The 13,584-nt window shown below is 41.5% G+C and carries 15 protein-coding genes and 1 tRNA gene; 7 read left to right on the top strand and 9 right to left on the bottom strand.

Going from position 1 to position 13,584, the window contains the following annotated elements:
- Window positions 1-27: 27 nt before the first annotated feature.
- Window positions 28-99, bottom strand: a tRNA-Arg gene (locus tag NLF99_RS03900).
- Window positions 100-401: 302 nt separating this feature from the next.
- Here NLF99_RS03900 and NLF99_RS03895 point away from each other — a divergent pair.
- The 6 genes from NLF99_RS03895 to NLF99_RS03870 all read left to right on the top strand — a co-directional run bounded on the left by NLF99_RS03895 (window position 402) and on the right by NLF99_RS03870 (window position 6,423).
- The gene (locus NLF99_RS03895; RefSeq protein WP_185218618.1) at window positions 402-1,034 is read left to right on the top strand and encodes a peroxiredoxin; all 633 of its coding nucleotides are present in this window, start codon (window positions 402-404) and stop codon (window positions 1,032-1,034) included.
- A gap of 71 nt (window positions 1,035-1,105) precedes the next feature.
- The gene (locus NLF99_RS03890) at window positions 1,106-1,420 is read left to right on the top strand and encodes a co-chaperone YbbN (RefSeq protein WP_185212720.1); all 315 of its coding nucleotides are present in this window, start codon (window positions 1,106-1,108) and stop codon (window positions 1,418-1,420) included.
- The gene (locus NLF99_RS03885) at window positions 1,401-1,658 is read left to right on the top strand and encodes a hypothetical protein (RefSeq protein WP_099369797.1); all 258 of its coding nucleotides are present in this window, start codon (window positions 1,401-1,403) and stop codon (window positions 1,656-1,658) included. The genes NLF99_RS03890 and NLF99_RS03885 overlap by 20 nt, the downstream gene beginning before the upstream one ends.
- A gap of 299 nt (window positions 1,659-1,957) precedes the next feature.
- Window positions 1,958-4,396: a PIG-L family deacetylase gene (locus NLF99_RS03880; RefSeq protein ID WP_254526773.1), complete on the top strand. Its 2,439-nt coding sequence runs from the start codon at window positions 1,958-1,960 to the stop codon at window positions 4,394-4,396.
- Between the two features lie 8 nt (window positions 4,397-4,404).
- Window positions 4,405-4,602: a hypothetical protein gene (locus NLF99_RS03875; RefSeq protein WP_185212722.1), complete on the top strand. Its 198-nt coding sequence runs from the start codon at window positions 4,405-4,407 to the stop codon at window positions 4,600-4,602.
- 105 nt (window positions 4,603-4,707) lie between these two features.
- Window positions 4,708-6,423 (top strand): sodium:solute symporter, encoded by a 1,716-nt coding sequence (locus NLF99_RS03870; RefSeq protein ID WP_254526772.1) that lies wholly within the window; start codon window positions 4,708-4,710, stop codon window positions 6,421-6,423.
- 34 nt (window positions 6,424-6,457) lie between these two features.
- Here NLF99_RS03870 and NLF99_RS03865 read toward each other — a convergent pair whose 3' ends face one another.
- From NLF99_RS03865 to NLF99_RS03830, 8 genes are all read right to left on the bottom strand, one after another.
- The gene (locus NLF99_RS03865; RefSeq protein ID WP_185218615.1) at window positions 6,458-7,384 is read right to left on the bottom strand and encodes an N-acetylmuramoyl-L-alanine amidase; all 927 of its coding nucleotides are present in this window, start codon (window positions 7,382-7,384) and stop codon (window positions 6,458-6,460) included.
- Between the two features lie 5 nt (window positions 7,385-7,389).
- The gene (locus NLF99_RS03860) at window positions 7,390-8,433 is read right to left on the bottom strand and encodes a DUF3078 domain-containing protein (RefSeq protein WP_254526771.1); all 1,044 of its coding nucleotides are present in this window, start codon (window positions 8,431-8,433) and stop codon (window positions 7,390-7,392) included.
- 1 nt (window position 8,434) lies between these two features.
- Entirely contained in the window at window positions 8,435-9,196 is a 762-nt protein-coding gene (locus NLF99_RS03855) for a carboxypeptidase-like regulatory domain-containing protein (RefSeq protein WP_254526770.1), read from the bottom strand.
- Between the two features lie 66 nt (window positions 9,197-9,262).
- Entirely contained in the window at window positions 9,263-10,102 is an 840-nt protein-coding gene (locus tag NLF99_RS03850) for a glucosaminidase domain-containing protein (RefSeq protein ID WP_185212727.1), read from the bottom strand.
- An 18-nt stretch (window positions 10,103-10,120) separates the two neighbouring features.
- Entirely contained in the window at window positions 10,121-10,627 is a 507-nt protein-coding gene (locus NLF99_RS03845; RefSeq protein ID WP_185218612.1) for a glycoside hydrolase family 73 protein, read from the bottom strand.
- A gap of 21 nt (window positions 10,628-10,648) precedes the next feature.
- Entirely contained in the window at window positions 10,649-11,284 is a 636-nt protein-coding gene (locus NLF99_RS03840) for an O-methyltransferase (protein WP_185212729.1), read from the bottom strand.
- Window positions 11,285-11,732: 448 nt separating this feature from the next.
- Complete coding sequence (gene folE / locus NLF99_RS03835; protein ID WP_185212730.1) at window positions 11,733-12,365, bottom strand: GTP cyclohydrolase I FolE; 633 nt, start codon at window positions 12,363-12,365, stop codon at window positions 11,733-11,735.
- A gap of 23 nt (window positions 12,366-12,388) precedes the next feature.
- Entirely contained in the window at window positions 12,389-12,802 is a 414-nt protein-coding gene (locus NLF99_RS03830) for a 6-carboxytetrahydropterin synthase (RefSeq protein ID WP_185212731.1), read from the bottom strand.
- 51 nt (window positions 12,803-12,853) lie between these two features.
- Here NLF99_RS03830 and mqnB point away from each other — a divergent pair, with 51 nt between their 5' ends.
- The gene (mqnB, locus tag NLF99_RS03825; RefSeq protein ID WP_254526769.1) at window positions 12,854-13,495 is read left to right on the top strand and encodes a futalosine hydrolase; all 642 of its coding nucleotides are present in this window, start codon (window positions 12,854-12,856) and stop codon (window positions 13,493-13,495) included.
- The last annotated feature ends 89 nt before the right edge of the window (window positions 13,496-13,584 follow it).

Below are 13,584 nucleotides of genomic sequence, written 5' to 3'. Positions count from 1 at the left end.
AAGCAACTCAATGAGTTGCTTTTTTTGTAGCCCCGAGCAGAATCGAACTGCTATCAAATGTTTAGGAAACATCTATTCTATCCGTTGAACTACAGGGCCGTGCTGCAAAACTAATATTTTATGGACTTAGAGCAAATTTTATTTTCAACTGATTGTATTTAGGTCTATTAAAAATATACTTAACTGTCAAACCTACCTTTCTGCCCATCAAAATATTTTTCCCTGCCCAGCCGATCAAATAATCCCCTGACAATCAAAAAGAAGGCTATTTGTGATATAAATCATTCTTATATGTGATACTGGTTTTAAATAGATAAAACCGATAGTTAATAAGTATTATCGATTATTTTTAGGCGTTAAAAAGTGTATCTTTGTACTACAAAAAAGAAAAGAAAATTATTATGAGTTTTACAGGTAAAAATTTCCCGAACATTACAGTAGATGCAATTGACTATTTAGGCGACAATTTCACTTTGAATTTGTTCGAAAAAGCACAACAAGAGAACAAGAAGATCTTATTATTTTGGTATCCAAAAGACTTCACTTTCGTTTGTCCTACAGAGTTACACGCATTCCAAGAGGCTGTTGCTGAATTCGAGAAAAGAAACACTATCGTAATCGGTGCATCATGTGACTCTGCAGAGGTTCACTTTGCATGGTTGAACACTGCAAAAGACAACGGCGGTATCGAAGGTGTTGAATACCCGATCATTGCTGATACTAACCGCAACCTATCTAGCGTATTAGGTATCTTAGAAATGAAAGAGGTTGAACACCCTGAATACGGAACTCTAGTTGAAGGTTCTGCGGTATCTTACCGTGCTACTTACTTGATCGATGAGACTGGTAAAGTATTCCACGAGTCAGTAAATGATATGCCTCTAGGCCGTAATGTAAAAGAATACATCCGTTTGATCGATGCTTATACGCACGTTCAGAAACACGGTGAAGTGTGCCCAGCAAACTGGGAAGAAGGTAAAGAAGCGATGAACGCTACACGTGATGGCGTTGCTTCATACTTGTCACACAATTAATATTCCCCCATACTGAAAGAGGAGGGACAACCTCCTCTTATTTTTTCAGATCAACTCTTAAATCAAAAATCATGTTAGAAGAATTAAGCTCAGACAATCTACAAGAGGTCATCGACAGCAATGATACGGTGATGGTTCAATATGCTGCTTCTTGGTGTGGTAACTGCCGCATTATGAAGCCTAAGTTCAAAAAATTAGCAGGAGAAAACGACAACGTGAAATTTGTAATCGTAGATGCAGAAAAGTTCCCAGAATCAAGGAAACTTGCTAATGTAAACAACTTACCAACTTTCGCTGCTTTTAAAGGCGGAAAGTTGATCAATCAAGTACAAACAAATAAAATCGAAGGATTAACAGAACTATTAAATGAAGTTACCAATAATTAAACATCTTACGGAATTTATAGCCGAAAACGACGCAGACTTCGTATTGGAAACAATCGAAACCTTGGAATCGTTGACCGAAGTCTCTCAATTGAAAGACGAAGAGCTAGATGTAATTGGTGAATTGATCTCCAATATGTACGGCGCCATCGAGGTCAACAAATTGGTTCAAGAAGGAATGCCACAAAAAGAAGCCCTGAACACCTTTATGAAGCGTGTTTTAGGCTCCATTGACAAGTAATTCGCATAAACAATCATAAGGTCAAGCTATTGACCACATTTTTCTTTTCCACAAAAGCCTGTGCATAACTGTGTTTTTGTGGAAAAGTTTTTTATAAATACCGCGACTAATCAAATTGATTTATATTACTTTTATATTTATTAAAGGTTAGACCAAAATAAAGCGCATCATCCTGCTAAAAATTAAACCAACGGAATTAATACCAAGGTTTAAAGTCGAAGATTTTTAATTGTTGGTAAAAGGAATCAAATTATTTTGATTCCTTTTATTTTTTTACACGAATCTTATTACTTTTAAGGATGATTCACAGATTCTTAGGCCTAATCTTCCTATTCCTATCATCTTTTTCGGTTGCTTTTGCACAGCAGAGCAATTCGGCTTCCTTAATTAAGCTCAAGATCGATAAACTTGGAACACTAGGTACCGCGCTTTATTTCGCGGCCCACCCAGATGATGAAAACACCAGGCTCATTGCCTATTTAGCCAATGACCGCAAATATAGAACTGCATATCTTTCCCTGACCCGTGGTGACGGCGGACAAAACTTGCTAGGGACAGAACAAGGAATTGAACTTGGTCTGATCCGTACTCAGGAATTATTGGCTGCCCGCGCTATCGACAAAGGGGAACAATACTTCAGTGCGGCCTACGATTTTGGCTTTTCCAAAACGCATGAAGAAACGTTCAGCTTCTGGAAAAAGGAGGATATCCTCCGCGAAGCGGTCTATATGATCCGTAAGCTCCAACCGGATGTGATCATAAACCGCTTTCCACCGGATAGCCGTGGCGGCCATGGACATCACCAGGCTTCTGCCATCCTGGCCAAGGAGGCCTACGAAGCAGCAGCAGATCCCAACAGCTTTCCCGAACAGCTGAAAGAACTGAAACCATGGAAAGCCAAGCGTATTGTCTGGAATACCGCCAATTTTGGAGGCATGAACAATACATCGGATGAGCAACTGAAAGTCGTTCTGAATGACTACAACCCTTTATTGGGCTATTCATATGGTGAAATATCTGCCATGAGCAGATCCCAGCACAAAAGCCAAGGTTTTGGTGCTGCCTCCAACCGAGGTAAAACAACCGAGTATTTTGACCATGTCGCTGGCGAAAAAGCAACAAAAGACCTATTTGAAGGCATCAACACAAGTTGGGAGCGCCTAGGCGAACCCGTGAAGAACATCGAGACCAAGATCCAATCTATACAGAGCGCTTTTAATATCAACCATCCTGAAAAATCAATCCAGGAATTGGTAGCCCTGCATCAATTGGTTAATGCATTGAAGCCTTCTGTATACAGGGATCAGAAAATCAAGGATATTGAAGACATTATCCTATCCTCTGCCGGCATAGTTGCAGAATCCATTGCCTCCAAGCCGAATTTTGTGGTTAATCAAGCTTTTTCTGTAAACAATGAAATCATCAAGAGAGCCGCAGATGTAGCGGTAAAATTGATTTCCATTGATGGCAAACGGATAGAAGAAACTCTTCCTGCCAATGAAACCAAAAAATACGCTTCTGAAAAGAAGGTTGACCATTGGACACAGCCCTATTGGTTAGAAAAGCCAAACTCATTAGGCAAGTTTGACATAGAAGACCGTAATTTTGGAAACCCTGAAAACACAAATAATCCGCAGACTAAGTTTGTAATCGAGGTTGATGGCTTGGCCATAAACGTTGACAAGCCCGTGGAATACCGATATGTAGATCCCGTACAAGGCGAAATCTATCAGCCAGTCTCCATATCACCAGTCCTTACCGCGGCGATCAGCTCATCACAAGCCCTGCTGCAAACGGGTGATAAGAAAACCATTAGTTTAACCATCAGCAACAACAGTGAGCAGCCCCAAAAAGCGGAATTAAGCTTTAAGCAGTCTGATGGCTTAAATATTGTTCCTAACAAGGCATCCATTGACATCCCTGAACATGGTCTGGTCGTTAAGACATTCGAGATCTCTAATCCCAAAAATACAGCTAGCAGTGAGGTCCAGCCCCTACTGAATGGTGAGCTAATCTATGGTTTCAAAAAAATTGCCTACCAGCATATTCCAGATATCACCTGGTTTCCGGCAATCAACCTAAAAGTTAAAGCGCTGGAAATTAACAATCCATTGAAAAAAATTGGCTATATTCATGGTGCGGGGGATCTGGTTCCCCTAGCATTGGAAAACATTGGCATTCAGGTCGACCTATTGAACAGTGATCTGCTTGCCAGCACTAACTTAAAACAATACGATGCTATCATAGTGGGAATTAGGGCCTATAACGTTAGTCCGAATACCAATCAATGGTTGCCGATCCTATTGGATTATGCAGAACAGGGCGGAACGGTCTTGGCACAATATAACGTGAATTCCAGGATGAGTACCAATAAATTGGGTCCCTATCCATTTGAAATCAATCGCGAAAGGGTAACCGAAGAGGATGCAAAAGTAACCTTTACGGATCCAAATGACCCCATCCTGAATTATCCCAACAAAATTACAGACAAGGATTTTGAAGGTTGGGTACAGGAACGAGGTCTTTATTTTGCAACCAATATATCCCCAGAATACCGCACTCCTTTGAGTATGGCAGACAAAAACGAAGAGCAAAACAAGGGGTCCCTATTGGTAGCGAATTATGGAAAAGGGAAGTTTGTCTATGCACCTTTGGCCTTTTTCAGACAATTGCCGGCAGGAGTTCCCGGAGCTACTAGATTATTTGTAAATTTGCTGGCTAAGAACGAAAAAAATTAATAAATATAATGGAAAATCAAATCGAAAACTCTAACGAAATCAACGTAAAAGGCATCATCTTATTAGTAGGTACTATCTTAGGTGCACTTACTGCTTGGGTTGCAAGTGGTACATTTTTATCCTTAATTGCTGGACTTATCGGTGGTTTTATTTTTGCAATCATCTTCATTTCCGCTTTATTGCCACAAAAATCGCATGACAGATAAAGGACTACCGCCATTCGTACGAAGCTGGAGACAATTCTATTGGATTATTGTCATCTGGTTAGTCGTTTGCATAGTTCTAATGTATATTTTTACTAGATATTTTGGATGAGTAGTATCGATTGGATAGTACTCATCCTTACCTTGCTTTCCATAGTGGTCTATGGGATTTACAAAAGCAAGAACGTCAAAACCATTGACGGCTATATCCTCAGTGACCGCTCCTTACCTTGGTACACCGTAGGACTCTCCGTAATGGCAACCCAGGCCAGTGCCATTACCTTCCTCTCCGCGCCTGGACTTGCTTACTCTTCTGGAATGAGCTTCGCCCAGTTCTACTTTGGACTGCCTTTGGCCATGATTGTCCTCTGTATCACCTTCGTCCCGATCTTCCATAAACTCAAGGTCTATACGGCCTACGAATTCTTGGAAAAAAGATTTGACATCAAGACCCGGGTCCTGACCGCATCCCTTTTCCTTATCCAGAGAGGGATCTCTACAGGTATCACCATCTTCGCTCCGGCCATTATCCTCTCCACCATCCTGAATATCGACTTGGTGATGACCACCATCGGCATCGGTACTTTAGTGGTAATATACACGGTATACGGCGGCACAAAAGCGGTATCATACACTCAGCTCTTACAGATGTCCATCATATTCGCCGGCCTGCTATTGGCGGGAGTCTTGGTGGTCCATCTTCTGCCTGAGGACATAGGATTTAAAGAAGCCCTACACATTGCCGGAAAGTCCGGAAAAGCAAATGCCATTGACTTTAAGTTTGACCTGGACAATCAGTATACCGTCTGGACCGGATTGATCGGTGGTTTCTTTTTGCAGCTATCTTACTTCGGAACTGATCAGAGCCAGGTGGGACGTTATTTGACAGGATCATCGGTAAAAGAGAGCAGATTGGGATTGCTGATGAATGGATTGCTTAAAGTGCCTATGCAGTTCTGTATCCTCTTGATCGGTATCTTGGTCTTTGCGTATTATCAGTACCATACCCCACCCCTATTCTTTAATGAGCAAGTCATTGAAAAACTGGAAAACAGCTCCCATAAACAGGAGTATGAGGATATCAAGCAAAGACATGAACAGTTAAGCCAGGAAAAAACCGTTTATATCAATCAGCTGACCAGTGCATTGAAGGAAAAGCAAGATGATAAAATCGACGATGCCAGGATCAACCTACAACAATTCAATGAAAAAGACCAGGGATTGAGAACCGAATTGGTGGACCTGATCAAGAAAAACGATCCAAATGCGGACACCAATGACACGAACTATATCTTTCTAAGGTTTGTTACCGATACTTTCCCTAAAGGCTTGATAGGCCTATTGATCGCCATTATCTTCCTAGCTTCCATGGGAGCAACGGCCAGTGCCATCAATTCACTTTCTTCAACAACAGTGATCGATATCTATAGACGCTTCGTAAAACGGGATGCCAACGATGCCCATTATTTAAAGGCTTCGCGTATCAGCACCTTATTCTGGGGGATTTTTACCATTGGGATAGCCCTTTACTCCAGTCAATTGGGAAACCTCTTGGAAGCCGTTAATATTTTAGGCTCCCTTTTCTATGGAACCATCCTTGGAATATTCCTAGTGGCTTTTTATATCAGAAGAATCGGTGGAAAAGCAGTTTTTTGGTCTGCTGTAATAACCGAGGTTATCGTTATTGGGATCTGGCAGATGAACGTTGTCGCCTTTCTGTGGTTGAATCTGATCGGTTGTGTACTACTGATCCTCATTGGACTTATCCTGCAGTACTTCATGGGCAGTACTCCGAAAAAGGATATCGAACCTACTCAGGTATAATGCCGTAAACCAGCAATTTTCATTTATAAATATTCTAATAATACTTTCGGTAGAGATCATATAAGATCGCTCGGTCCCGATCATTCAAGATAGGTGAAAGATCAGATTTCACGAACTTTCGTTTAAAGGACTTAATGGCGGCATCTTGGTTGGTCAGGTCATAACCCATGAGCTTAAGGGCATCGATGGGATTAAAGTTTGACGGAGGAGCCATTAAATAATTAGGATTGTACCAAATTCCAAATCCTCGTTCGGCCAAAAGCTGCCACGGGAAGAATACATTGGGGTCATCTTTTCTTCCTGGCGCGAAATCAGCGTGTCCTATGAAGTTTTTTTGAGGAATACTGTACTTGGTCTTCAGGGTATCCAATAAGACCAGCAGGGAGTTTATTTGGGCGTCTGGAAAAGGTTCAGAGCCATTGTTGTCAAGTTCAATCCCAATGGACACCGAATTCATGTCCGTAATGCTTCCCCACTTGCCTCTTCCGGCATGCCAACCCCGCAAATAATCATTCAACATCTGCACCACGCGACCATCACGACCGATCACATAATGGCTACTGACCTTGGTATGTGCCAACTGAAAGGTACGGATCGTTTGGGCCAGATTGGCTTGGGAGGTATGGTGGATCATCACAAAGGATGGTTTCCGGACATCAAAATGGATGGCGTTTGCAAAGTCATACTGTTTGCTGGTCCCTTGCAAAAACATGTTCCAAGCTTGCTGCTCCGGTGTCAATTCCGAATTAACCGAAAGCGTAGGCGCTACTTTTGCCTGTTCAATGACCTCTGCAGGCTTGTTCAGGGTATCCAGCTTCGGCGCAGAATTCTCAACGATTACAGAAGGAGTAATTACAGCTGTATTTGATTGCAAAACCTTCGACTTCTTGGCCGTAGAACAACCAACCAAGAACATTACCCCACACAACGCAGCAATCAGTCTCACTGAAATTTTAATCATCTATCTTATTTTGGTAAATTAAGCATTACCCCCATGGAAAGCATCTGGTTCCACTGAACCTTGCTGTCCAATGCAGAATCATACAAAATAACACCACCCAATGCCACATTGATCAATGAGGTCACTTTAGCCGTTAAGGTTGCGTCCAAACGATGGGTTGGATCGGTAATGTCTTCGTAGTCTGCAAATAGGTTGTAACGCGATTTTAAATGCAAGTTTTTTGTCAGGTTCCTATCTAGGTTTGCGGTTAACTGGAAAGCCAGTTCATTGTTAAAGTTCTTTCCTTCGGCAACCCCAAACATTGGTCCGGTTCCTTTGGTCACGTCTTTAGGGTCGAAGTATCTCCCATGTTTCTGATAATAATCATAGGCATTATAAGGCTTCAAGCGGTTATCCAAGATTAAGGTCTGTCTAGCCGTACCTGTACCGAAACGCAATGAGAATGTATCATCTGGCTTATACTCCAAACCGAATGATTCCGTAAAATATCCAGGTGCCATAAATGATGATTTCAAACCGGTAATGACCTCTTCACCATCTTGCATCGCATAATGGAAGGCATTATCAAATTGGGTTTCATAGGTTAGGGATAAATAGACCGCCCATGATTTGGTCAACTTATACGCCAACTTATTATCCCAGAAAATACGGTCATTGTTTGGCTTGGCCAACTGTCCCTCATTCTTTACCTTACCATACTTCAGGTCCACCTCGGAAACAAAGTTGAAATTGTTCCTGTTGAACTCCGATTTATGCCAAAGGATACCACCGATGGCAAATGAATTCAAACCACCCAGTTTCCAGTTTTCAGAAAAGGCCGCTTGGTTAAAGTTAACCCCTAGCCTTGTCCAATGTTTCCAGTAATTGACCTGTAGGTCCAACTTAGGGATCGGCACATTGATATTTTTGATACCTAGCGCTTTCCCATCCGTTTCCGGCGAAATGCTGCTGTCCGGCTTTACACGCAGATCGCGCAAATCCTGTGCTTGAATCATACTGATTCCGAAAATAAAAATGAAAACAGGTAATAGGTAAAGTTTTATATTCATGTTAATTTTCTTTTTTTACGTCTAATTGAATATCTGGCAATTCTCGCAAAGGTCGTAAATTTGGGTGTAGTTTGAACACTTCATATTTACTTTTTATATATTTTACCATCTGATAATAGTTGGCGGTAGACACAAACTCGTATGTAGGCCTAAATAACTGCATAAATGCCTTCAGGTCATCACCTTCCAACCCCACCAGACTATGTACTAATTCCGGTGTAAAATTAAAGTCTATAATGTTTTCTTCATGGAGCTTCCCGATAAACTGGGTAAATCTCCTCGCGTCCTTCCCCTCCTTGCTGATCATGCCATAGAGCGAATTAATATTCAATCCTGCTCCTGTCATTCCCACCGAAAACAAATCGCCAGGCTTAGCTAACTCAAAAGCCTTGCCATAATCTCTTTTTATCTCATTTAAAACATCATCCGGGTTCTTGCGACCAATGACCGTAACGGTTTCAATATTGGCTACATTCTCCTTCAAATTGATGATCAGCGCACTCTGGTTATTGACAACCACCGTATCGCTAAAGTAACCCATCTTCTTAAAGACCAAGACATCCCCAGCATGTACAGGCGTCTTAAACTCGCCTCTTGCATCATTATAAATGTATTTCTGTGTGTTTAGGTTTCTAATTTGCACTTCCCCGAGCCTTCGCTTGCTTTCCTTGTCATATACGATTCCCTCCAGACTTTGTTGTGCATAGAGCAAAGCCGGAGAAAGCATAAAGCATAAAATAAAGATACGGACAAGAATTTTCACTCCTATAAAACTACGTCTTAGAAGAATAGCTTGCTAATATTTAACATCTTTTAATGGGACTTGTAACTATTTTGATACGACCAATAACTGTCCAACCGTTACAGCATCGCTGCTCAGGCCATTCAATTGTTTGATAGTTTCCACGGTTACATTATATTTTCGGGCAATGGAATACATGGTATCGGTCGCCTTAACCTCATAGATCAGCATGGCTACCGGTTTCTTGATTTCCTCAACAGGAACTTGAGGCTCTTCCACTTCTTTTTCTTCGATTACCTCTTCGACTTTCTCCACGCGGGCAATGACCTCCACCGGAGCTTCGGCACGATCATATTGCTGCAGGTTATATCGCTCGATCAGGTCGATCAATAGTTCTGGATACCTAGGGTTGGTCGCATATCCTGCGGCCTTTAATCCCTTCGCCCAGCCTTTGTAATCATCCTTTTTTAATGTAAAAAGGTTCTCATAGCGTTTTCGGAGAAGAAATTGGGAGTGATCACGGAAAGATTGCTCCGGATCATTGTAAACCCTGAAACAGTCATTGTTGCTGTCATCAGGACGGTTTACCGACTTGCCGTTCCAAGTACCGCCACATTTGATTCCAAAGTGGTTGTTGGCACGGGTCGCCAGATAGCTATTGCCGTTTCCAGACTCCAACAGGGCTTGGGCCAATTTGATGCTGGCAGGAATACCATATTTGTTCATTTCCTCAATGGCGATCCCTTTGTAGCGATCGATATAGTCCAGACCACTTGTTGAGGTTCCTTTGTTGCTAGATGATGAAGAGCTGGAACTGGCGGAGCTGTTCGGTCTGCCGTTTGGGTTCTTCAGTGTAGTGTTTCTTTTAGTTCCACAGGAAACAAAAAATAAGGCCAATATTAAACTGGCCAATAAAAACTTCTTCATCTTATCTGACAAATTCGCTTAATTAAGATTTATTTTTTCGTCGTACTTTTCAAGGTCATAAGTGTCGATCGTAGAGATTACCTTTCTCGACCAATCACCGGTCTCTGAATATCCAGATCTAGCGATTCCCTTAATCCATCCCTTATAGTCTTCTGAATTGTGTTTGTCGAACAAGGGCTGCGTAGCCTTTCTTCTTTGGAGAAGTCCCACAAAATCACGGTAAGAATCCAACACCGAACCATATCCTTTATAAGCCGAACGGATCTTTTTACTGTTGTTCTTCCCTTTGATACCAAAGTGGTTGTTCAGATAGCGTGCAATTCTACTGTTGCCATAGGCACTTTCGTGAATTGCTACTGCTAAGATGACAGAGGCCGGAACCCCTGTTTCACGCATTAGCGTTTGAGCTGCCGGACTATGTTTCTCAATGTACGACTTCGTCGTATAATCTTGAGCATAAAGCCCTAAAGTTGAAAGAGTGATAAGTATACATATCACAAAAATCTTTCTACAATATTCTAGCATAAAACTTGTTTTAGTTTAACACTACTTTTTGCGTAGCACAAAAAGCCCATCTCTAATCGGCAGAATAAGTTTTTCAACCCGTTTATCCTCTGCCAAGGTTTGATTTAATTCGATTACTTGCTGTGTTTGCTTGTCGGGGTTCTCATCAAAAACCTTGCCTTTCCATAACACATTGTCAACTAAGATCACACCTCCAGGCCTCACTCGGTCGATCAATGTATTGAAGTAGTACAGGTTCCTTTTTTTATCGGCATCAATGAACACCAGATCAAAAGTCCCTTCAATACTTGGGATCACCTCCGCTGCATCGCCAATATGATACTTGATCTGACTTGCATAGGGCGATTCATCAAAATAAGACTGAACCCGCTCCTGTTGCTCCTCATTGATATCAATGCTATGCAAAACACCCTCATCTTCCAATCCCTCTGCTAAACACAGGGTAGCATATCCTGTAAAAGTTCCAATTTCCAAAGCCAACCTCGGATGTACCATCTTGCTGATCATCGACAGCACTCTTCCTTGGTAATGCCCCGATAACATGTGGGGCATGGTCTCCTTCAGATAGGTCTCTCTATTGACCTTTTTTAACAACGAATTTTCCTCGTCCGTAGTATCTTCCAGATAGCTGTTTAATGGATTAGACTCTTCAAACATACTGCGCAAAGATAAATATTAGCCCCGCATCCAAACAAGAGATATTTTACAAACAGATGATTATCAGCGTGTTAGTTCGTAACAGTAAGTGTATCAAACAGCATTTAAAGGCTTTAAACGCAAGTCACAAAAAGTGAAATTTTTAAACTTTTATTTAAATTACGTCATTATTTTGACCATTTTGTATTTTGGGTTTCAACCCTTCCTCAACGACATTCGATAATTTTTTTGGATGAAGGATATGCTCTAGGTATGGACTTGGTCTCATTCGAGACACATTCGGAAAATTCGGAATGTGTCTCGAATGAGACCAAGGTAAAGTCAAGCTGAAATCGTGAAAAAATCTCCTATCCTAAATGGAAATTATTGGAAATAGGATGCCTTTTTTGTTCATATAAAAGGCCTGAATTCCGTAAATCCAGGCCTTAATTTTATCTTATTTATTCTTTTATCCTAAAGAAGCGGTAATTAACCTCAGGAATTCAGATCGGGTAACATCGTTTTGGAAGGCACCGGTAAATGCTGAAGTGGTGGTTACAGAGTTCTGTTTCTGCACGCCGCGCATCGCCATGCACATATGTTTACACTCAATCACAACGGCAACACCCGCTGGCTTAAGGGTCTCTTGGATACAGTCACGGATTTCATTGGTCAATCTTTCCTGTACCTGTAATCTCCTAGCGAATACATCCACAACACGAGGAATCTTGCTCAAGCCTACGATATGGCCGTTAGGAATATAGGCAATATGGGCTTTTCCAAAGAAAGGAAGCATATGGTGCTCACACATGGAATAGACCTCTATATCTTTTACAACCACCATTTGGCTGTACTCTTCTTCGAACATTGCACTGCGCAATAGCTCAGCAGCATCCACATCATATCCATGGGTTAAAAACTGAAGGGCTTTTGCTACACGTTCAGGTGTTTTGATCAATCCATCACGCTTAGGGTCTTCGCCCAGGGCTTGAAGAATATCTGTATAATGTTCTGCAATTCGTTCAACATTCTTTTCGTTGTATTGGTCGATCTTTAAATAACCGTCCTGCTCTTCTTCTTCAAATTGTTGAAATTTGCTCATTCTAAGATTGGTTTTTAGGTGAATTATTCGCCGAAGTATTCGACATAATTATTTTCGGTTTCATGGAGTCTGACTGCATGCAAAAACACTTTCTCTTTTTCGAAGAAAGGCTTTAGGATATTGAATATTTCAATGGCAATCACCTCGGTAGATGCCATTTTTCCTTGCATGAAATCTACATCCAGATTGACGTTCTTATGGTCCAATTTGTCAATAACCTCTCTGATAATAATATCCTTCATCAACTTCAGGTCGATCAAAAACCCTGTTTCAGGATTGACCAGGCCTTTAACAGTCACAAATAAGTCATAGTTATGACCGTGCCAGTTTGGGTTTGAGCAATTACCGAAAACACGCTCATTCTCCTCCAGTGACCAGTCTTCACGATAGAGCTTGTGGGCAGCATTAAAGCGTTCGCGTCGTGTTATATAAATCATAATGACAAAGATAAAGTAAATTACCGTAAATTAGTACTTTGAGCCACATATATGAAAACTCTCGTAGTAGCAGCAACGGAACTAGAAATAGCCGCATCCATTCCCACATTTATAGAAACGAAGACAGATTATTTGGTAACTGGCGTTGGTATGGTCGCCACGGCCTTTTCTTTGGGGCAATACCTTCAGGGGAAATCCTATGACCTGCTGATCAACGTGGGTATTGCCGGAACATTTAACCCTTATCATAAACTAGGGGCAATGCTGAAGATCAAGACCGACCAGGTTTTTGAGTTTGGAGCTGAGAATGATCAGGATTTTATCCCGATCGATAGCCTTGGCTTTGGCCAATCTATCTTTGTAGAAAGCTTACCCGAGCAAGCCTTGCCTGCCGAGTTTTATGAAATCCCTTATGTGGATGCCATTACGGTCAATAAGTCCCACGGATCTGAAAACAGCATTGACAGGATCAAAAAGGAGCATGGCTTGAACATATTGGAAAGCATGGAAGGTGCTGCTTTTTTCTATGCAGCGAATAAATTGAGGATTCCTTGTGTCCAAGTACGGTCAATTTCCAACCTAGTGGAAAAGAGAAATGTAGAAAATTGGAACATCCCTTTGGCGCTAAATGAGCTGAATTCTTGGCTACAGCGGTTCCTAATTGCTCTACAAGATCAAAAACCCCTTTTGTAAATCGATTGTGTAGACCCATTTACATCGAAAATAGTACAATGCCACTACGAAAATTCGAGAAATAATAGTATTTTTGCGTATCTAAACAA

This window comes from Sphingobacterium sp. LZ11T8 (assembly GCF_024261425.1).
GTDB lineage: Bacteria > Bacteroidota > Bacteroidia > Sphingobacteriales > Sphingobacteriaceae > Sphingobacterium.
The sequence above is the reverse complement of the archived record's forward strand: the minus strand, read 5'-3'. Positions and strand labels throughout refer to the sequence as shown.